Raw genomic sequence first — 20,457 nt, 5'->3', positions numbered from 1 at the left:
CCACGCTATGGTTACCCGCGCGCCAGATAACGCCGACCGCCACGCCCAGACCGACATGCCGGACGAGGCCGAGCACGCCCTGCGTTTTAGCCGCGCCCGCGAAGCGCAGTCCAATGCGCTGATCGAAGATTACGTTGAGCTGATCGCCGATTTGCTGCAAAGCACCCGCGAAGCCAGAACCACCGATATCGCGCGCCGCTTCGGCGTCTCTCACCCGACGGCGATCAAAAATATCGCGCGGCTCAAAAGCGCCGGGCTGGTGGAGTCGCGCCCTTATCGCGGGGTGTTTTTAACCGAGGAAGGCGAGCAGCTGGCGCAGAAGGTGCGCCGCCGTCACCGCATCGTGGTCGATCTGCTGATGTGCCTCGGGGTGCCGAGCGAAACCGCCGAGCTGGACAGCGAAGGGATTGAACACCATATCTCGGACGAAACGCTGGCGGTGTTCGAGCATTACCTGCAAAAACATGCCAAACCCTGATTCCCGGAGCGCCGATGAGCTACGCCGTGCAGCAAGTCCACGATCTGCGCCTGGTGGTTTTCGCCGAAGCCGGGCCGATGTTGAAAGGCGAAAACGACGTCAGCCTGTTTATCGCGCCCGCCTTTGAACACGAGGCCGGGATGATTGCCCTCCCCGTCAACCGCCTCGACGCCACCTTTTTCCAGCTCAGAAGCGGCATTGCCGGCGCCGTATTGCAGAAATTCATCAACTACCGGCTGCGCGTGGCGCTGCTAGGCGATATCACCCCATGGCTGGCGAAAAGCAACGCGCTGCAAGATTTCGTTCGCGAAGCCAACCGCGGCGAACAGGTCTGGTTCCTTCCTTCTCTCGCCGAACTCGAACAGCGCCTTAGCGCCTGACGACAGGCAACAAAAAAGGGAGGCTTTCGCCTCCCTTGATAACTCCCCTGCCTGAATCAGTGATTACGGATGTATTCGTCCATATCGGTTTTCAGGTTGTCGGACTTGGTGCCGAAGATGGCCTGCACGCCGGAGCCAGCGACGACTACGCCGGCTGCGCCCAGTTTCTTCAGGCCCGCCTGGTCGACTTTGGACACGTCGGCCACGCTGACGCGCAGACGGGTGATGCAAGCATCCAGGTTAGTGATGTTTTCTTTACCGCCGAAGGCCTGAACCAGCGCTGCGGACATTTCGGAACCGCCCTGCGCAGTCTGCTCGGCAGCGGTGTCTTCACGGCCCGGCGTTTTCAGATCCAGCTTGGCGATCAGCACGCGGAAGATGGTGTAGTACACCAGACCGTAGACGATACCGACGATTGGGAACAGCCAGATTTTGCTGCTGTTGCCGCTCAGTACGATAAAGTCGATCAGGCCGTGCGAGAAGCTGGTGCCGTCACGCATGCCCAACAGGATGCAGATTGGGAACGCCAGGCCGGCCAGGATAGCGTGGATCACGTACAGAATCGGCGCGACGAACATGAAGGAGAACTCGATCGGCTCGGTGATACCGGTCAGGAACGAGGTCAGCGCGGCGGAGATCATGATGCCGCCGACTTTCGCGCGGTTTTCCGGCTTGGCCGAGTGCCAGATGGCGATGGCCGCAGCAGGCAGACCGTACATTTTGAACAGGAAGCCGCCGGACAGTTTGCCCGCGGTCGGGTCGCCCGCCATATAGCGAGGGATATCACCGTGGAATACCTGGCCCGCCGCGTTGGTGAACTCGCCAATTTGCATTTGGAACGGGACGTTCCAGATGTGGTGCAGACCGAACGGCACCAGTGCACGCTCAACCACGCCGTAGATGCCGAAGGCCACGACCGGGTTCTGATAAGCCGCCCACTGCGAGAAGGTCTGGATAGCCGTACCGATCGGCGGCCAGATGAAGGACAGCACTACGCCCAGAACGATCGCCGCCAGACCGGAAATGATCGGCACGAAACGCTTACCGGCAAAGAAGCCCAGGTATTCCGGCAGTTGAATGCGGAAAAAGCGGTTAAACATATAGGCCGCGATGGCGCCGGAGATAATCCCCCCGAGCACACCGGTATCCGCCAGGTGTTTGGCCGCAATTTCTTCAGCCGGCAAGTGCAGCACCAGCGGCGCAACCACCGCCATGGTTTTCACCATGATGCCGTAAGCCACCACTGCCGCCAGCGCGGAAACGCCGTCGTTGTTGGTGAAGCCCAAGGCGACGCCGATGGCGAAAATCAGCGGCATGTTGGCGAAGACCGAACCGCCCGCTTCCGCCATCACGTGGGAGACTACCGCAGGTAGCCAGCTAAAGTTGGCGGAACCGACGCCCAGCAGGATACCTGCGATAGGCAACACGGACACCGGCAGCATTAGCGATTTACCTACTTTTTGCAGGTTTGCAAATGCGTTCTTGAACATAGTTGAGTGTGCTCCTGAGTAATAATGCTTTGCTACTTCTTGTCGCGATTGGTCGCGCTGCAAGGGGGGGAGAAAAACCCCTGCAATTCAGGGTGTCTGAGCACCCCTTGAATTTATTACGCAGAGTAAAATAAATAGCCTGCGCAATGTTTGATGACAATCACGTTTCGATGATCGAGCCGCGGCAACTTTGCATAAACCGGCGTTTTTTTGGCAAAACAGAGCAAAAAACGCGCGCCAATCACCCTGAAACGGGAGCGAACCTTACCCGTTTCAGTGATTAATTACGAGCTTAAAAAAAATTACGCAGACAATGACCTACCGCTATAGCCTAGGTCAAAGATCACAGTTCGAGATGAAATAAGCGTGAAAAGTTGGCGGTGGTCGCTTCGGCCAGCTGTTCCAGGCTGACGCCCTTCAATACCGCCATGTATTCAGCCACATCACGCACATAGGCGGGTTGGTTTTCTTTGCCGCGATGCGGCACCGGCGCCAGATAAGGCGAGTCGGTTTCCACCAGCATGCGATCCAGCGGCACGTAGCGTGCCACTTCGCGCAGCTGTTCGGCATTGCGGAAGGTGACGATGCCGGAGAAGGAGATGTAGAAGCCCAGATCCAGTAAGGCTTCGGCCGTGGCCAGATCTTCGGTGAAGCAGTGCAGCACGCCGCCGCAGTCTTGCGCGTTCTCTTCACGCAGGATCGCCAGCGTGTCCGCGCGCGCCTCGCGGGTGTGGACGATCACCGGCTTGTTCAGATCACGGCCAATGCGGATATGTTCGCGGAAAGAGTCCTGCTGCAGCTCAAGGTTGTCTTTCTGGTAGAAGTAATCGAGCCCGGTCTCTCCCAGCGCCACTACCCGCTCCGCCGCCGCCAGGCGACGCAGCTCGGCGTAATCATAGCCCTCTTCCAGATTAAGCGGATGCACCCCGCAGGAGAAAGCCACATCGTTGCGCTCGCCGATCAGTTCGGTCATGGAACGGTAACCCGGCAACGTGGTGGCGACCGCCAGCACATAGCCGACGTCGCGCGCCTTGGCCTTGGCCAGCGCGTCGTCCACATTCTGGTGCAGCGTTTGGTAATCCAGGCCGTCAAGGTGGCAATGAGAATCGACTAACAACATAATTTTTAACTCTTTTACTTTACAGCGAATGAGGTTGGGAATAGCCGGCGGCGCCAAGCATCTGTTCCCAGCGAAGTAACTGTTCGGTCAGCAGCAGCTCGCGGTTGATGCCCACCACGCTGAGCAGCTGGTGACGGCAGTTCAGCCACTGCTGCACAATCTGTTGCAGCGAGGCGCTGCTCAGCAGGCTGGCCAGCTGATGCACCAGCGGCTGCTGATCCTGATTCAATACATAGTGATGCGCGCCCTGTTGCCACTTCATTGCGTCCACCAATAACGCGCACAGCCAATGCAGGCGTTCGGCAACGTCTTCATGGTTTAGCACCGGCAACAGCGACAGCATATCGCGTTGCGGGAGCGCGGCGCTCAATGCGGCGCACAGGGCGCCGCGCTGTTGCCACTGCTGCGGTTGCAACAGCTGCTCGGCGGCCAGGGGTGCGCCGTCATGCAGGCGCAGCGCCGTGACTCGGTCTGTCTGAGAGCCCGCCGCCTGCCGGCCCAACCACTGCAGGCTGAGCTGCTCATCCGGGCTGGCCAAATGCCAGTACAGGCAGCGGCTGCGCAGCGTCGCCATCAGCTGCGACGGCTCACGGCAACCCAGCAGAAAATAGGTTTTCTCCGGCGGCTCCTCCAGCGTTTTCAACAGTGCGTTGGCCGCCGCCTCGGTCAGCTGTTCCGCCTGCGGCAGCCAAATCACCTTGGCGCCGCCCTGTTGCGCGTGGGCATACAGCGTTTCAATCACCTGGCGGATGGGTTCGATGCCCAGGCTGCTCTTGCCCTTTTCCGGCGCCAACACGTGATAATCCGGGTGATTGCCCGCCAGCATCAACCGGCAGCTGTGGCACTCGCCGCAGCTTTTTTCCCCGTTGCGCTGTTGGCAGATCAACCAACGGCTCAGGCCGTAGGCCAACGCATCGTCGCCATTGCCCGCCGCCGCATGCAGCAGCAGCGCATGATGGCCCCGGCCGTCGGCGTACTGCCCAATCAGCTGGCGATAAGGGCCATTCAGCCACGGGTACCAGTTCATTATGCGCCTTCCTGCTGCCGCAGCCAGTGGCTGACGCAGTCGCGGATCGCCGCAGTCACCTGCTCCAGCGGCTGGGCGGCGTCGACGGTGACGATCGTTTCGTCCTGCGCCGCCAGTTCGAGATAGCGAGCGCGGGTGCGTTCGAAGAACGGCAGCGCCTCCTGCTCGATGCGATCCAACTGACCGCGCGCCTGTGCGCGTTGCAGGCCGACCAGCGGAGGCAGATCGAGATAGACCGTCAGATCCGGGTGAAAATCTCCCAGCACGGTGTCGCGCAGCGAGGTCATCAGCTGCGGATCCACGCCACGGCCGCCACCCTGATAGGCTTGTGAAGAGAGATCGTGGCGATCGCCCACCACCCAGGCGCCGCGCGCCAGGGCGGGTTTGATCACGGTTTCCACCAACTGCACGCGCGCAGCGTACAGCATCAAGACTTCGGCCTTGATGGTCGGCAATTCGCCGTCGATGCCGCGCTTGAACAGGTCGCGCAGCTTCTCCGCCAACGGCGTGCCGCCGGGTTCACGGGTGAAGACGATGTCGTTGATGCCATGCTCACGCAGCACATTGACTACCGTGTCGCGCGCGGTGGTTTTGCCCGCGCCTTCCAGCCCTTCGATTACAACGAATTTACTTTTCATTCTTTTCCTTTAACGCCTGACGGTACACGCGCACAGCCTGGTTATGGCTCGCCAGATTGGTGGTGAAGGTATGCCCACCCTTGCCGTCGGCGACAAAATAGAGATAAGGCGTTTTAGCCGGATTGGCGGCCGCCTGCAACGAGGCCTCACCCGGCATGGCGATCGGCGTTGGCGGCAGGCCGGCGATCACATAGGTGTTGTAAGGCGTCGGCGTCTCCAGATCCTTGCGCGTGATGTTGCCATTATAGCTCTCGCCCATGCCGTAGATCACCGTCGGATCGGTCTGCAGACGCATGCCGAGACGCAAACGGTTGACGAACACCGACGCCACCTTGCTGCGCTCTTCCGGCACGGCGGTCTCTTTCTCGACGATCGATGCCATGGTCAGCAGCTCTTCCGGCGTTTTGTACGGCAGACTGGTGTCGCGGCCGTCCCAGGCGGCCTGCAGCGCTTTGTTCATGCGGACGTGGGCACGTTTGAGCAGCGCGATGTCGCTCATGCCGGCGGTATACTGGTAGGTATCCGGGTACAGCCGCCCTTCCGGGGTTTCTCCTGCAGCAATGCCGAGCGCGGCGGCGATCTCCGCGTCGCTTTTGCCCGCCAGAGTGTGTTTCAGGTATTTGGACTGCTGGAGCACCTGCTGCCAGTCACGCAGGCGTGAGCCTTCGATAAAGCGCGCGGTGAACTGCGCCTCTTTACCGCTGGCCAACAGTTTCAGCATCTGGCGCACCGTCATGCCCGGCGTGAACCGGTAGGTTCCGGCCTTGAACTCCGCCAGCTCCGGTTCCAGTTTCAGCAGCCACTGGAACCAGCGGCCGCTGCGCACCAGTTTATCGCGCACCAGTAACCCTTCCAGCGCCACCCGGCCGGTGCCGGCAGGCAGTTTGAAGATAGTCTCTTGCTGGATAGCCAGCGGCGTATCGGCAAAGCGTTCGATCTTCTGGTAGCCCCAAAACAGCAGCGCCAATGCCAGAACAACAATAACAGACAGGACCTTCAGCTTTCTTTTCTTCATCAATCAGCCATGGTTAACAGTGTGGACGCAAAAAATCATACAGCTGGCGCGAATGATAACGCCATGATTGAGCAACGTTTACCGGCAGCAGCGGCATCAGCGCGTTGCTCACCAGGACTTCGTCGGCATCGGCCAGCGTCTCCAGCGGCTCGCTGACGCAGTGCAGACGGTATTCCGATCCCGCCAGCAGCGCGATCACCCGTCGCCGCATCAGGCCCGCGACGCCCGCCTGGCTCAGGTCCGGGGTAAACACCGCTTTTCCCTTACGCCAGAACAAATTAGCCGCACAGCATTCCACCAGCATACCGGCAGTGTCAAGCACCAGCGCCTCGTCGGCGGCCGTCTGGTCAAGATGCGCGCGGATCAGCACCTGCTCCAGGCGGTTCAAATGCTTCAACCCCGCCAGCAGCGGATTGCGCGCCAGCGCCACCGGGCTGAGCGCAAGCGTGATGCCCTGCTCGCGCCACTGCAAATAGTGCGCAGGGTAGCTGCTGCGGGCGACGATGCGCGTCGGGTTTTCGCACCCCGTCGGGCTGTAGCCTCGTCCACCGCTGCCGCGCGTCAGTATCGCTTTGACCACGCCGAGCGAAATTGATTCTGCCGCCTGCGCCATCTCGCGCTCGAAAGCCGGCCAATCGGTGGCGGGCAGCATCAGCCGTTGGGCCGCCTGCTGCAGCCGCTCCAGATGCCAGGGCAGCAGCTCGATTTTACCGTCGATAACCCGGGCGGTAGTAAAGCAGCCGTCGCCGAACTGCAGACCACGATCGCTCGGCGCCAGCGCATCGTGGCGTTGTCCGTTAATCCAGTACATGCTTCCTCCTGTTGCCGGGTAATTTCATTACGTCCGCAGAATAGCAGGCGGCGAGGCAATACGCAGCCCTGCTGACGGCCGGACGCCAGGCGTAAAAAAGCCCGGTTAAAAAACCGGGCTTTTCATCAGCGAACAATCGCGCGAGTTACACTCGGCGGAAGATCAGCGAGCCGTTGGTGCCGCCGAAGCCGAAGGAGTTACACAGGGTGTACTCCATATCGCTGACCTGGCGCGCTTCGTGAGGCACGAAGTCCAGATCGCAACCTTCATCCGGGTTATCCAGGTTGATGGTCGGCGGTACCGCCTGATCGCGCAGCGCCAGCACGGTAAAGATGGACTCGATCGCGCCCGCCGCACCCAACAGGTGGCCGGTCATCGATTTGGTCGAGCTCACCAGCACGCGCTGGGCATCAGCGCCGAACACAGATTTCACCGCCTGCGCTTCCGCCTGGTCGCCCGCCGGCGTAGAGGTGCCGTGTGCGTTGATGTAACCGATTTGTGACGGGGTCACACCGGCGTCAAGCAGGGCATTTTCCATCGCCAACGCAGCGCCAGCGCCGTTTTCCGGTGGTGACGTCATGTGATAAGCATCGCTGCTCATCCCAAAGCCAACCACTTCGGCGTAGATTTTCGCGCCGCGTTTTTTCGCGTGTTCGTACTCTTCCAGCACCATCATGCCGGCGCCGTCGCCCAGCACGAAGCCGTCGCGGTCTTTATCCCACGGACGGCTCGCCGCCTGCGGGTTGTCATTACGGGTGGACAGGGCGCGCGCTGCGCCAAAGCCGCCGACGCCCAATGGGGTGCTGGCTTTCTCTGCCCCACCGGCCAGCATCACGTCCGCATCATTGTAAGCAATGATACGCGCGGCATGGCCGATGTTGTGTACACCTGAAGTACAGGCGGTGGCGATGGAAATGCTTGGGCCACGCATGCCATACATGATTGTCAGGTGACCTGCAATCATATTCACAATGGTGGAAGGCACGAAGAACGGACTGATTTTCCGTGGGCCACCGTTAACCAGTGAACTGTGGTTTTCTTCAATCAAACCCAGGCCGCCGATGCCGGAACCGATCGCGGCTCCAATGCGGCTGGCGTTAGCCTCGGTGATGTCCAGACCTGCATCCTGCATGGCTTGCATGCCGGCAGCGATACCGTACTGGATAAAGGCGTCCATCTTGCGCGCATCTTTGCGAGAGATGAAATCCTCAGAATTAAAATTCTTTACCAGGCCAGCAAACTTGGTCGCATAGGCAGTGGTATCGAAATGGTCGATCAGGCTGATGCCACTCTGACCGGCAAGAAGAGCGTTCCACGTGGACTCTACCGTATTGCCGACAGGAGACAACATGCCCAGTCCGGTCACAACTACTCGACGCTTAGACACGTTTGTCCTCCAGGGAGGGAAAAATATGACACTAGGGATAGAAAAAACTTAGGCGGTCGAACGACCGCCTAGATATGTTCTCTTACTGCTGGCTAGCGTTGATGAAATCAATAGCTGCCTGAACAGTAGTGATCTTCTCAGCTTCTTCGTCTGGAATCTCGGTGTCGAATTCTTCTTCCAGTGCCATTACCAGCTCAACGGTGTCAAGAGAATCAGCGCCCAGATCTTCAACGAAAGAAGCGTTGTTCAAAACTTCTTCCTGTTTAACACCCAGTTGCTCAACAATGATTTTCTTAACGCGTTCTTCGATAGTGCTCATACTCTTAAATTTCCTATCAAAACTCGCTTTCGCGATGGTTTTCGTAGTGTATAAAATGCTGAAAAAGATGCAACTAAATCCCGGCTGGTCAAACCACGATTTTACGCTATTTTGCGGTTTTTGCCTCAAATAACGCAAATGGTTTTCACATTTTTTAAATCATGTACATGCCGCCATTGACATGTAACGTTTCACCGGTGATATAGCCGGCCTCATCAGAGGCCAAAAATGCAACAGCGCTGGCGATTTCTTTAGCATCGCCCAGCCGGTTGGCTGGAACTGATGACAAAATGCCTGCGCGTTGATCATCTGTCAACGCCCGTGTCATGTCCGTCTCAATAAAGCCAGGTGCCACGACGTTGACCGTAATGCCACGAGAAGCAACTTCACGTGCCAAAGATTTGCTAAAACCAATCAGACCGGCTTTAGCCGCCGCGTAGTTCGCCTGCCCTGCGTTCCCCATAGTGCCGACAACGGAACCGATGGTGATGATACGGCCAAACCGCTTTTTCATCATAGCGCGCATTACCGCTTTTGACAGGCGGAATACGGAAGTCAGGTTAGTGTCGAGGATATCCTCCCACTCATCATCCTTCATACGCATCAGCAGGTTATCACGCGTAATGCCGGCATTATTCACTAAAATGTCGATTTCGCCAAATTCGGCGCGAATCGATGCCAGCACGCTGTCGATAGATTGCGCATCAACAACGTTCAACATAAACCCTTTGCCGTTTGCGCCCAGGTAGCCGCTGATCGCTTCAGCGCCGCTCTCGCTGGTCGCGGTGCCGATCACTTTGGCGCCGCGGGCCACAAACGTTTCTGCAATAGCTCGGCCAATACCGCGGCTCGCGCCGGTGACCAGAACGATTTTACCTTCGAAGCTCATCATTTTCCTCTTTATTGTTCAAGCGCCGCCGACAGGCTGGCGGTGTCGTTCACCGCCGCAGCCGTCAGGGTGTCAACAATACGTTTAGTGAGACCGGTCAGCACTTTGCCCGGCCCCACTTCCAGCAGCGACGTCACTCCCTGTGCTGCGATAAATTCTACGCTCTCGGTCCAACGCACCGGGCTGTACAGCTGACGCACCAGCGCACTGCGGATCGCTTCAGGATCGTTTTCGGTACGTACGTCGACGTTGTTCACCACCGGCACCTGCGGCGCGTTGAAGGTGATGTCCTGCAGAGCCACGGCCAACTTGTCGGCGGCCGGTTTCATCAGCGCGCAGTGCGAAGGCACGCTCACCGGCAGCGGCAGTGCACGTTTGGCGCCCGCCGCTTTACAGGCGGCGCCTGCACGTTCAACCGCTTCTTTATTGCCGGCGATAACCACCTGGCCCGGCGAGTTGAAGTTGACCGGAGAAACCACCTGTCCCTGCGCGGACTCTTCGCACGCCTTGGCGATCGCATCGTTGTCCAGGCCGATGATGGCGTACATAGCGCCGGTGCCTTCCGGCACCGCTTCCTGCATCAGCTTGCCGCGCAGCTCGACCAGGCGGATCGCCGCCTTGAAGTCCAGCACGCCGGCGCAGACCAGCGCCGAGTATTCGCCCAGGCTGTGGCCCGCCATCAATGCGGGCGCTTTACCGCCCTGCTGCTGCCACACGCGGAAAATCGCTACGGAAGCCGCCAGCAGGGCCGGTTGGGTCTGCCAGGTCTTGTTCAGCTCTTCCGCCGGGCCTTGCTGCACCAGCTGCCACAGATCGTAACCCAGCGCGGCAGAGGCCTCGCCGAAAGTCTCTTCGACGATCGGGAAATGTGCGGCCAATTCGGCCAGCATGCCAACGGCCTGCGACCCCTGGCCCGGGAAAACAAAAGCAAATTGCGTCATTTTTTATTCCTGTTCAAATCAGAAACGAACCAGCGCCGAGCCCCAGGTAAAGCCGCCGCCGAAGGCTTCCAGCAGCACCAGCTGGCCACGCTGAATTCGCCCGTCTCGCACGGCTTCGTCCAGTGCGGAAGGCACCGAGGCGGCAGAGGTGTTGCCGTGACGATCGAGCGTCACCACCACTTTGTCCATCCCCATGCCCAGTTTTTTCGCCGTTGCGCTGATGATGCGCAGGTTAGCCTGGTGCGGCACCAGCCAATCCAGCTCGCTGCGGTCCATGTTGTTGGCCTGCAACGTCTCATCGACGATGCGCGCCAGTTCGGTGACCGCAACCTTGAAGACTTCATTGCCCGCCATGGTGACATAGGCCGGCTTGTCTTGATTCTGACGATCCTTGTAAGGCAGCGTCAGCAGGCTGCCGTAGCTGCCGTCGGCATGCAGGTGGGTAGACAGAATGCCCTGCTCTTCAGAAGCCCCCAGCACCACTGCCCCTGCGCCATCGCCAAACAGAATGATGGTGCCGCGATCTTCAGGATCCAGCGTGCGCGACAAGACGTCCGCGCCGATAACCAGCGCATGTTTGACCGCGCCGTTTTTCACGTACTGATCGGCCACGCTGAGCGCATAAGTAAAGCCGGCGCAGGCCGCAGCCAGATCGAACGCCGCGCAGTCTTTGATGCCGAGCATTTGCTGCACCAGGCACGCCGCACTCGGGAACGCGTGAGTCGTCGTGGTGGTCGCCACGACGATAAGCCCAATGTCTTCTTTAGCCACACCTGCCATTTCCAGCGCTTTCTCAGCGGCCTGGAAGCTCATCGTCGCGACGGTTTCATCCGCAGCGGCGATGCGACGTTCGCGAATACCGGTACGCGTGACGATCCACTCGTCAGAGGTATCCACCATTTTTTCCAAATCAGCATTGGTGCGCACTTGTACGGGCAAATAACTCCCCGTACCGAGAATCTTTGTATACATGTACGATCAGTCACTCTTAGGTAATACAGCCTCAAGGCGCGCAGCAATCCTTTCCGGGACTTGCCGCTGCACCGCCTGCACAGCCTGTTCGATTGCGACTGCAAACGCGTGAGGGTTCGCAGCGCCGTGGCTCTTGACTACGGTGCTGCGCAATCCTAACAGACATGCGCCATTATACTGGTCGGGGTTCAGGTGGCCGAACCGCTTGACCACCCGTTTTTGCAACCAACGGCCCAACAATTTCAGCCACCAGGCTCGCTTGTTTCCATCGCCGGACGATTTCAGCAGCGATAAGAACACCCTGACCACCCCTTCCATGGTTTTCAGCGTGACGTTGCCCACGAAGCCGTCACAGACCAACACATCGGTCTTGCCGGTGAGCAGTTCGTTTCCTTCCAGGTAACCAATATAGTTGATTGCCGGAGTATTTTTTAGCACAGCGGCCGCTTCGCGGATATTATCCAGGCCTTTGGTCTCTTCTTCGCCGATATTCAGCAGCGCCACCCGCGGTTGCGCAATGCCGATCACCTCTTCCGCCATCACCGCGCCCATCACGGCAAACTGCACCAGCATGGTGCTGTCGCACTCGACGTTAGCGCCCAGATCCAGCACCACGGTTTTGCTGCGCTGCTGGTTCGGGATCACCGTCATCAGCGCCGGGCGCTCAATGCCCTCCAACGGCTTGACCAACAGCTTCGCCAATCCCATCAGCGCGCCGGTATTGCCGGCGCTGACGCAGCCCTGCGCGTTGCCGCTGCTGAGCTGTTCGAGCGCAATGCGCATCGACGTGCCGCGGCTGGCGCGTATCGCTTGTGAAGGTTTGGCGTCGCCGGCGATCACAGACTCGGCGGGCACGACTTGCAGACGCTCCAGAAGAACCGGATCGGCGTGGGCAAGCAAAGGGGAGATGGCGTCGGGATTACCGACCAGCAAGAGATGAAGCTGTAAATTAGAGGCCAGTGCCTGCAACGAAGCAGGCACTGTGACGCAGGGACCGAAGTCCCCGCCCATTGCATCTAACGCCAGGGTTAGACGAGTCAAGGTATCGCTACTTAGCCGATAACCTTGCGACCGCGGTAGAAACCGTCGGCAGTGATGTGGTGACGACGGTGAGTTTCACCGGATACTTTGTCTACAGACAGAGTAGTCGTGGTCAGAGCATCGTGAGAACGACGCATGCCACGCTTGGAACGGGTTGGTTTATTCTGTTGTACGGCCATGGACCTTACTCCTCAATTACTTACGCTTTAAACTGGCTAATACGGCAAACGGATTCGGTTTCTCCGCCTCGGGAGGCAGTTGGCCAAATACCATGTCCGCTTCGGACACTTCACAGTGTTCAGATTCATGTACCGGAACGACAGGCAGTGAAAGAATAATTTCGTCTTCAATCATTGCCAACAGATCGACTTCGCCAAACTCGTCAACTTCGATCGGTTCGTACGCTTCCGGTAATGCCTCAGCCTGCTCATCATTGACGACCGGGCTAAAACAATATGTTGTGTGAACCTGATGTTCGAACGGGACTCCACAGCGTTGGCACATCAACGTTACCGTGACGTCCGCATGCCCTGTTATCACCGCGAGGCGCTGATTGTCGATATTAAACGACAACGACACCTCAACATCACTGTCCACACTGACCACGGAGTCGGCAACACGAGTAACCTGCTCAGGCGCATAGACACCAGCATAGTCCAGGCGTTTCTGAGCGGTACGTACCGCATCAATGGTCAAGGGTAATTTTACCTTTTGCATAGGGCGCGCATATTAACTTTGTAACGACATAGAGTCAAAGAAAAAGGCCGTAAAACGGCTCCTTTCACCAATATTCGCTTCCACAGCGGCCGACAGTTTAAAATGCCGTACCCATTTACGCTACGGTTTGCGAAAAAAATTATGCAGAGATTGCTTTTAGCCTCCACCTCCCCCTATCGAAAAATGCTGCTGGAGAAACTGCAGCTGCCGTTCGACTGCGCCGCGCCGGAGGTGGATGAAACCCCGCTACCGGGCGAAGGCGCGGAAGCACTGGTGCTGCGCCTGGCGGCAGCGAAGGCTCAGGCGCTGGCCCTCGCCTACCCCGAGCATCTGATCATCGGTTCCGATCAGGTCTGCGTGATCGATGGCAGCATCACCGGCAAGCCCCATACCGAGGAAAACGCCCGCGCGCAGCTGCGCCAGGCAAGCGGCCAGGCCGTGACCTTCTATACCGGCCTGGCGCTGTACAACGGCCGCAGCAAGCAGCTGCAGGCCCTGTGCGAGCCTTTCCACGTGCATTTTCGCGCGCTGAGCGAAGCGGAGATCGCCGCCTATGTGCGTCTGGAGCAACCGCTGAATTGCGCGGGCAGTTTCAAGAGCGAGGGGTTGGGGATCGCGTTGTTCGACAGGCTGGAAGGCCGGGATCCGAACGCCCTGGTCGGCCTGCCGTTGATCGCGCTGTTGGAGATGTTGCGGGCTGAAGGCATCAACCCGCTGGTGTGACGCGGATTATTTGGCGGCCTGTCGGCGCAGCACTTGCAGGCAATGACGCAGTTCTTCGTCCATCGGCGCTTCGATACGCATCGTTTCGCCGGTGGCCGGATGCTCGAAGCGCAGCGCCGCGGCGTGCAGGAACAGACGCTTCAGGCCGGTACCCGCCAGTTGACGATCGAACTCGCGGTCGCCATAGCGATCGTCAAAGGCGATCGGATGCCCGGCATGCAGGGTGTGCACGCGGATCTGGTGGGTACGCCCGGTGATTGGGCTGGCCTTCACCAGGGTGGCGAATTCGTAACGCTCCTCCACCTTGAAGCGGGTTTCCGAAGGTTTGCCTTCGCTGTTGACGCGCACGATACGTTCGCCGCTTTGCAGAATGTTTTTCAGCAGCGGCGCCTGTACGGCCTTGCAATGGGACTGCCACTGGCCGCGCACCAGCGCCAGATAATCCTTCTGCATGCCCTTCAGCCGCAGTTGCTCATGTAGCGAACGCAGCGCGGAACGCTTCTTGGCAACCAACAGCACGCCGGAGGTATCGCGATCGAGCCGATGCACCAGCTCCAGGAAACGGGCCTCAGGGCGCAGCGCCCGCAGCCCTTCAATCACGCCGAAGCTGAGGCCGCTGCCGCCGTGCACCGCGGTGCCGGAAGGCTTGTTGAGGATCAGCAGGTGGTCATCTTCATACAGAATGCAGTCGGCCAGCGCCGCCACCTTATCCAGCTTCGCCGACACCGGCGCCTCTTCGCGCTCGGCCACGCGCACCGGCGGCACGCGCACCACGTCGCCGGTCGCCAATTTGTATTCGACCTTGATGCGCCCTTTATTAACCCGCACCTCGCCTTTGCGCACGATGCGATAAATCATGCTCTTCGGCACGCCTTTCAGGCGAGCGAGCAGAAAGTTGTCGATTCTCTGACCGGCTTCGTCGTCGGAAATCGTGATGAATTGTACTGCTGGATTGTTCGTTTTCATGGTGCGGGATTCTAAATAGAGCGCGTGAATAGCGCCACATCTTTTTCTGTGCTTAACTGTCTCTCTGACGGCGGGCGAAACCCCAGCGGACAATAAGGCAGCAAGCCGATTTGAACGTTTGCGATTTCTTCCGCAGTTAAGGAAAAGTCACCTTGCTATAACGGCATCAGCAGTGGAATAATGCAGTCACTTTCCGCGTTGATTCTCGTTAAACAGGGAAAACGGTGGAATTATAAAATTTGTCTGATCGCGCAAAAACGCAGCAATGGCGTAAGACGTAATGCGAAATCAAACAATTAGCGGGCTGCGGGTTGCAGCTTGGCCGGCAAATGGAATCAGATCTGTCGACGTAAATCAGAGGCTATTCCCCTAGTAAAAGTGCTGTCTTTCACAAAGAAAAGCAGGCTTACCGAGATAATGCGCCCCTATGCAGGCGACAACCGTGAGGTTGACGGCTTTGCGAGAAGACACGGGGCTTTCGGTTTAACTCCGGCCATGAGGTTATTTTGCCCGCAGCTTTGTCGATAATGTAAAAATAACGAGTAAGTTAAGATGAAAAGAATGTTGATTAACGCAACTCAGCAGGAAGAGTTGCGTGTTGCCCTCGTAGATGGACAGCGGCTGTATGATTTGGATATCGAAAGTCCGGGTCATGAGCAGAAAAAAGCGAATATTTACAAAGGCAAAATCACCCGCATTGAACCAAGTCTTGAAGCAGCGTTCGTGGACTACGGCGCAGAACGACATGGTTTCCTCCCTCTTAAAGAAATCGCCCGCGAATACTTCCCTAGCAATTACTCTTCCCATGGCCGCCCGAACATCAAAGATGTGCTGCGCGAAGGCCAGGAAGTCATCGTTCAGGTAGACAAAGAAGAACGTGGCAACAAAGGCGCCGCCTTGACCACCTTCATCAGCCTGGCGGGCAGCTATCTGGTGCTGATGCCGAACAACCCGCGCGCCGGCGGTATTTCTCGCCGCATCGAGGGTGACGATCGCACCGAGCTGAAAGAAGCGCTCTCTTCGCTGCAACTGCCGGACGGCATGGGCCTGATCGTTCGCACCGCGGGCGTAGGCAAATCCGCCGACGCGCTGCAGTGGGATCTCTCCTTCCGCCTGAAGCACTGGGAAGCGATTAAAAAAGCCGCCGAAGGACGCCCTGCACCGTTCCTGATCCACCAGGAAAGCAACGTTATCGTGCGCGCCTTCCGCGATTATCTGCGCCCGGACATCGGCGAAATCCTGATCGACAACCCGAAAATTCTCGACCTGGCCAAAGAGCACATCGCCGCGCTGGGCCGCCCGGATTTCAGCAGCAAAATCAAACTGTACAGCGGTGAAATTCCTCTGTTCAGCCACTATCAGATCGAATCGCAGATCGAATCCGCCTTCCAGCGCGAAGTGCGCCTGCCGTCCGGCGGCTCGATCGTCATCGACAGCACCGAAGCGCTGACCGCCATCGACATCAACTCCGCGCGCGCAACCCGCGGCGGCGACATCGAAGAGACGGCGTTCAACACCAACCTGGAAGCGGCGGACGAAATCGCTCGCCAGCTTCGCCTGCGCGATCTCGGCGGCCTGATCGTCATCGACTTCATCGACATGACGCCGGTACGCCACCAACGCGAAGTGGAAAACCGCTTGCGCGACGCCGTGCGTCAAGACCGCGCGCGCATCCAAATCGGCCGCATCTCCCGTTTCGGCCTGCTGGAAATGTCGCGTCAGCGCCTCAGCCCGTCGCTGGGTGAATCCAGCCACCACGTGTGCCCACGCTGTAACGGCACCGGCACCATCCGCGACAACGAATCGCTGGCGCTGTCCATCCTGCGCCTGATCGAAGAAGAAGCGCTGAAGGAAAACACCAAAGAAGTTCACGCTATCGTACCGGTTCAGGTCGCTTCGTACCTGCTGAACGAAAAGCGTGAATCCGTCAGCGCGATCGAAAAACGTCAGGGTGGCGTAAAAGCCGTCATCGTGCCGAACGATGAAATGCAAACCCCGCACTACTCGGTGCTGCGCGTACGCAAGGGCGAGGAAACCTCTACCCTCAGCTACCTGCTGCCGAAACTGCACGAAGAAGACATGGAGCGTCCGCTGGAAGATGCGCCGATGGAACGCAAGCGTCCGGAGCAACCGGCCCTGGCTTCCTTCTCCCTGTCCGCCGATGTGCCGCCGCCGGCTGAAGAACCCGTCGCCGTTGCCAAACCTGTCGCTGCAGCCGCCAAGGCTAAAGCCGCAGCGCCGGCCGCCGCCAAGCCGGGCTTCCTGGGCCGCCTGTTCGGTGGTTTGAAGAGCCTGTTCGCCGGTGAAGAACAACCTGCCGTCGAAGAAGCCAAACCGGCCGAAACGCCGAAGGCGGAAGGCAACGGTGAAAACCGTCGTCAGGATCGTCGCGGTCAGCGCCGTCAAGGCACCGGCCGTAAAGAGCGCGGTGAGCGTAGCGACCGTGGCGATCGTCCGGAACGCGGCGAACGTAAAGAGCGCGGTGAAGGCCGTGACAATCGCGAACGCGACAACCGTGAACCGCGTGAGAACCGTGAAGGCCGTGAATCGCGTGAATCCCGCGATGAGCAGCGCCGTAACCGCCGCAACCAGCAGCAGAACGCGCCGGTAGCGGAGGAAACTGCCTCGGAAGAAAGCGCTAAAGCGCCGCGCGAAGATCAGCAGCAGCGCCGTGAACAGCGTGCTGAACGCCAGCGTCGTCGTCAGGAAGAGAAACGTCAGGCTCAGCAGGAAGTGAAAGCGCTGGAAAGCGTTGACGCGGTCGAGAGCACCGACGAAGAGCAGGAAGAACGCCAGCAGCAGAACATGCAGCGCCGTCAGCGCCGCCCTCTGACGCAGAAAGTGCGCATCCTGTCCGCGGAAGAAGAGCTGCAGCGCGCAGCGGAAGAGCTGTTGGCGCCGAAAGCGCCGGTAGCGAAAGCCGAAGATGCGCAACCAACCGCCGACGACAGCGTGAAGCTGCTGCCGGAAACCGTTGCCGCTCAGGCGGAAGACGATGCCCAGGGCGAAAACCGCGGCAACGGCGAAGGCATGCCGCGTCGTTCCCGCCGTTCACCGCGTCACCTGCGCGTCAGCGGCCAGCGTCGCCGTCGTTACCGCGACGAGCGTTACCCACTGCAATCCCCAATGCCGTTGGTGGGCGCGTTCGCTTCCCCGGAAATGGCATCAGGCAAAGTCTGGGTCAGCTACCCGGTCGCTCAGGTTGAAGAAGCCGAAGTGCAAACCGAAGCCGTAGAGCAGGCGCCGGTTTTCGCCGCAGCGGTTGAACAGCACAGTGTTGCCGTGGAAGAAACTCAGGCCGCGGCCAGCGTCAACGAACCGGCACCAGAAGCCGCCGTTGAAACTGCCGCCGTCACCGTAACGGAAGAAGCGGCAGTCGTAGCGCCGGTTGTTGCCACCCCGGCCGAGGAAACCCCGGCGCCGGTGGAAACCGCCCCGGCAACGGTTGCGGTTGAAGAACCGAAAGCGGAAGAGACTGCCCCTGCAGTGGAAGCTGATCCGGTAGCTGAAACCGTAGCGGCAGAGCCAGTGGTTGAAGCTAAGCCAGCGGAAGACGAGCCTGTGGTCGAAACTGCACCGGTAGAAGCCGCGCCGGCGGAAGAAGCGCCAGTGGTAGAAGCCGCACCTGCAGCGGCAGCCGCTCCGGTAGAAAAAGCGCCGGAACCAACGGCCGCCGAGCCTGCGCCTGCGGTTGCTCAGCAGCCGGCGCCGGTGAAAGCCGTGCAGGACGCGCTGTACAAACACATCGCCACTGCGCCGATGACCAAAGCGCCTGCGCCGATCTACGTGCCGGAAGAACGCAAGCACAGCGACTGGCAGCGCCCTTCCTTCAACTTTGAAGGCAAAGGTTCAGCCGGTGGTCACTCGGCAGTGAGCCAGGCCACCGCGCCGGCCACCAAGCCGCAGCCGGTTAACGAATAAGTTAATCTACACACCTAAAAAAACCCGCCGACGGCGGGTTTTTTCTTGCCTGCAAAAAGCTCAGGCGATCTTTTTCAGTTTTTTGATGTCCAGAACATCCAACTTGCCGTCAAGTCGACTGACGAACTGCTGAAAATGCGCCGTCTCATTATGCTTATCCAGCGCTTCGCTGCTGGCCCAACGCTCAAAGAACACGAAGGTGCCCGGTTTTTCCAGATCGCGATGCAAATCATATTGCAGGTTGCCCAGCTCCTGGCGGCTCGGCTCGAGAATGTCGTGCACCGCTTCACTGACTGCGGCCTCAAATCCCGCTTTCGCTTGCAGGGTGGCGATAACGCGTACTTCCATTGTTTTCTCCCTTTCCACTTGATGAAAGTCGACGCTATTGGCGTCGGCATCGTTGAAATCCTTGTCACTATGCGCCTGCTGCGCCGTTGATTTCAACTTGTCGCCAACAAACAGATGCATCTGCGGCACTTTCCGCTTATCCTTACACCCCGGCGTGAATAAACCCATTATTCGCTTTTCATTAGACGTATTTGACCGCCGGAGCCTAGCTAGATGACCGCACAACCTCAAGTTCTGAAAATCCGCCGCCCAGACGACTGGCATATCCACCTGCGTGACGATGAGATGCTGAAAACGGTGGTGCCCTATACCAGCCAGGTATTTGGCCGGGCGATCGTGATGCCGAACCTGGTTCCGCCCGTGACGACCGTGGCCGCCGCGCGCGCCTACCGCGATCGGATTCTGGCGGCGGTGCCGCAGGGTCACAACTTCACTCCGCTGATGACCTGTTACCTGACCAACTCTCTGGCGGCCAGTGAACTGGTCAGCGGTTTCGAGCAAGGGGTGTTTACCGCCGCCAAGCTGTATCCGGCCAACGCCACCACCAACTCCAGCCACGGCGTCAGCGACGTGACCGGCATTTACCCGCTGTTCGAGCAAATGCAAAAAATCGGCATGCCGCTGCTGATCCACGGTGAAGTGACCGATCCTGCCGTCGATATTTTCGACCGCGAGGCGCGCTTTATCGAACAGGTGATGGAGCCTATCCGCCGTCACTTCCCGGAACTGAAAATCGTCTTCGAACACATCACCACCAAAGAAGCGGCGCAGTACGTGCAGGCAGGCAACCGTTTCCTCGGCGCCACCATCACCCCGCAGCACCTGATGTTCAACCGCAACCACATGCTGGTCGGCGGCATTCGCCCACACCTGTTCTGCCTGCCGATCCTCAAGCGCAACGTCCATCAGGAAGCGCTGCGTCAGGCGGTGGCCAGCGGCTCGGACCGTTTCTTCCTCGGCACCGACTCGGCGCCGCACCTCAAGCATCGCAAAGAGTCCAGCTGCGGCTGCGCCGGCTGCTTCAATGCGCCGAATGCGATCCCGGCTTACGCTGCCGTCTTCGAACAGCTCGGCGCGCTGGAGCACTTCGAGGCCTTCTGCTCGCTCAACGGCCCACGCTTCTATGGCCTGCCGCTCAACGAAGACTTCATCGAACTGCAGCGCGTGCCGACCACCCAGCCGGAAGAGATCGCCCTGGGCAATGAATCCGTGATCCCATTCCTGGCCGGCGAAACCCTGAACTGGTCGCTGAAAGGCTGATATTTTTGCTTCGC

At 59.1% G+C, this 20,457-nt stretch carries 21 protein-coding genes; 5 read left to right on the top strand and 16 right to left on the bottom strand.

Going from position 1 to position 20,457, the window contains the following annotated elements; all coding sequences use genetic code 11:
- The first annotated feature begins 7 nt into the window (after positions 1–7).
- Entirely contained in the window at positions 8–478 is a 471-nt protein-coding gene (gene mntR / locus ACJ8PE_RS19245; protein ID WP_016928182.1) for a manganese-binding transcriptional regulator MntR, read from the top strand.
- Between the two features lie 14 nt (positions 479–492).
- Entirely contained in the window at positions 493–858 is a 366-nt protein-coding gene (locus tag ACJ8PE_RS19240; RefSeq protein ID WP_197754441.1) for a DUF4180 domain-containing protein, read from the top strand.
- Positions 859–914: 56 nt separating this feature from the next.
- Here the strand turns inward: ACJ8PE_RS19240 and ptsG are convergent, their stop codons facing one another.
- The 14 genes from ptsG to yceD all read right to left on the bottom strand — a co-directional run bounded on the left by ptsG (position 915) and on the right by yceD (position 13,225).
- On the bottom strand, positions 915–2,348 hold the full coding sequence (gene ptsG, locus ACJ8PE_RS19235) for a PTS glucose transporter subunit IIBC (RefSeq protein WP_016928184.1): 1,434 nt from the start codon (positions 2,346–2,348) through the stop codon (positions 915–917).
- Between the two features lie 343 nt (positions 2,349–2,691).
- Complete coding sequence (locus tag ACJ8PE_RS19230; protein WP_033642690.1) at positions 2,692–3,468, bottom strand: metal-dependent hydrolase; 777 nt, start codon at positions 3,466–3,468, stop codon at positions 2,692–2,694.
- A gap of 19 nt (positions 3,469–3,487) precedes the next feature.
- Complete coding sequence (gene holB, locus ACJ8PE_RS19225) at positions 3,488–4,495, bottom strand: DNA polymerase III subunit delta' (RefSeq protein ID WP_197761077.1); 1,008 nt, start codon at positions 4,493–4,495, stop codon at positions 3,488–3,490.
- Positions 4,495–5,133 carry a dTMP kinase gene (gene tmk / locus ACJ8PE_RS19220; RefSeq protein ID WP_033642688.1) on the bottom strand — a complete coding sequence of 213 codons (639 nt, stop codon included), beginning with the start codon at positions 5,131–5,133 and terminating at the stop codon, positions 4,495–4,497. Before tmk ends, holB begins: the two co-directional genes overlap by 1 nt.
- Positions 5,123–6,148: an endolytic transglycosylase MltG gene (gene mltG, locus ACJ8PE_RS19215; RefSeq protein ID WP_089196922.1), complete on the bottom strand. Its 1,026-nt coding sequence runs from the start codon at positions 6,146–6,148 to the stop codon at positions 5,123–5,125. Before mltG ends, tmk begins: the two co-directional genes overlap by 11 nt.
- Before the next feature lie 13 nt (positions 6,149–6,161).
- Complete coding sequence (gene pabC / locus ACJ8PE_RS19210; protein ID WP_033642686.1) at positions 6,162–6,959, bottom strand: aminodeoxychorismate lyase; 798 nt, start codon at positions 6,957–6,959, stop codon at positions 6,162–6,164.
- A gap of 145 nt (positions 6,960–7,104) precedes the next feature.
- Positions 7,105–8,346 carry a beta-ketoacyl-ACP synthase II gene (gene fabF, locus ACJ8PE_RS19205; RefSeq protein ID WP_033642685.1) on the bottom strand — a complete coding sequence of 414 codons (1,242 nt, stop codon included), beginning with the start codon at positions 8,344–8,346 and terminating at the stop codon, positions 7,105–7,107.
- Between the two features lie 82 nt (positions 8,347–8,428).
- Complete coding sequence (gene acpP, locus ACJ8PE_RS19200) at positions 8,429–8,665, bottom strand: acyl carrier protein (protein ID WP_004719003.1); 237 nt, start codon at positions 8,663–8,665, stop codon at positions 8,429–8,431.
- Positions 8,666–8,819: 154 nt separating this feature from the next.
- A complete protein-coding gene (gene fabG, locus ACJ8PE_RS19195; protein WP_004928729.1) occupies positions 8,820–9,554 on the bottom strand; it encodes a 3-oxoacyl-ACP reductase FabG in 735 nt (244 codons plus the stop codon).
- A gap of 11 nt (positions 9,555–9,565) precedes the next feature.
- On the bottom strand, positions 9,566–10,495 hold the full coding sequence (gene fabD, locus ACJ8PE_RS19190) for an ACP S-malonyltransferase (RefSeq protein ID WP_197761079.1): 930 nt from the start codon (positions 10,493–10,495) through the stop codon (positions 9,566–9,568).
- A gap of 18 nt (positions 10,496–10,513) precedes the next feature.
- Complete coding sequence (locus ACJ8PE_RS19185) at positions 10,514–11,467, bottom strand: beta-ketoacyl-ACP synthase III (RefSeq protein WP_033642683.1); 954 nt, start codon at positions 11,465–11,467, stop codon at positions 10,514–10,516.
- A gap of 6 nt (positions 11,468–11,473) precedes the next feature.
- On the bottom strand, positions 11,474–12,508 hold the full coding sequence (gene plsX, locus ACJ8PE_RS19180) for a phosphate acyltransferase PlsX (RefSeq protein ID WP_071841648.1): 1,035 nt from the start codon (positions 12,506–12,508) through the stop codon (positions 11,474–11,476).
- Between the two features lie 11 nt (positions 12,509–12,519).
- Positions 12,520–12,687 (bottom strand): 50S ribosomal protein L32, encoded by a 168-nt coding sequence (gene rpmF / locus ACJ8PE_RS19175; RefSeq protein ID WP_004927778.1) that lies wholly within the window; start codon positions 12,685–12,687, stop codon positions 12,520–12,522.
- 16 nt (positions 12,688–12,703) lie between these two features.
- Entirely contained in the window at positions 12,704–13,225 is a 522-nt protein-coding gene (gene yceD / locus ACJ8PE_RS19170; RefSeq protein WP_004927780.1) for a 23S rRNA accumulation protein YceD, read from the bottom strand.
- A 141-nt stretch (positions 13,226–13,366) separates the two neighbouring features.
- Between yceD and ACJ8PE_RS19165 the strand changes: the two genes are divergently transcribed.
- Positions 13,367–13,948 carry a Maf family protein gene (locus ACJ8PE_RS19165; RefSeq protein ID WP_033650741.1) on the top strand — a complete coding sequence of 194 codons (582 nt, stop codon included), beginning with the start codon at positions 13,367–13,369 and terminating at the stop codon, positions 13,946–13,948.
- Between the two features lie 6 nt (positions 13,949–13,954).
- On the opposite strand, the gene rluC is transcribed toward ACJ8PE_RS19165, so the two are convergent.
- Positions 13,955–14,914 carry a 23S rRNA pseudouridine(955/2504/2580) synthase RluC gene (gene rluC / locus ACJ8PE_RS19160; protein WP_197792809.1) on the bottom strand — a complete coding sequence of 320 codons (960 nt, stop codon included), beginning with the start codon at positions 14,912–14,914 and terminating at the stop codon, positions 13,955–13,957.
- Between the two features lie 552 nt (positions 14,915–15,466).
- Between rluC and rne the strand changes: the two genes are divergently transcribed.
- Positions 15,467–18,835: a ribonuclease E gene (gene rne / locus ACJ8PE_RS19155; RefSeq protein ID WP_197792807.1), complete on the top strand. Its 3,369-nt coding sequence runs from the start codon at positions 15,467–15,469 to the stop codon at positions 18,833–18,835.
- 60 nt (positions 18,836–18,895) lie between these two features.
- On the opposite strand, the gene ACJ8PE_RS19150 is transcribed toward rne, so the two are convergent.
- Positions 18,896–19,183, bottom strand: coding sequence for a putative quinol monooxygenase (locus ACJ8PE_RS19150; protein ID WP_025302406.1), 288 nt, complete (start codon positions 19,181–19,183; stop codon positions 18,896–18,898).
- Positions 19,184–19,396: 213 nt separating this feature from the next.
- Between ACJ8PE_RS19150 and pyrC the strand changes: the two genes are divergently transcribed.
- Positions 19,397–20,443 (top strand): dihydroorotase, encoded by a 1,047-nt coding sequence (gene pyrC, locus ACJ8PE_RS19145; protein ID WP_047026294.1) that lies wholly within the window; start codon positions 19,397–19,399, stop codon positions 20,441–20,443.
- Positions 20,444–20,457: the final 14 nt, after the last annotated feature.

Source organism: Serratia sp. CY74737 (genome assembly GCF_052166775.1).
Taxonomy (GTDB): Bacteria; Pseudomonadota; Gammaproteobacteria; order Enterobacterales; family Enterobacteriaceae; genus Serratia; species Serratia ureilytica.
Note: the sequence above shows the minus strand (reverse complement) of the source record. Positions and strands in the feature narration are given on the sequence as shown.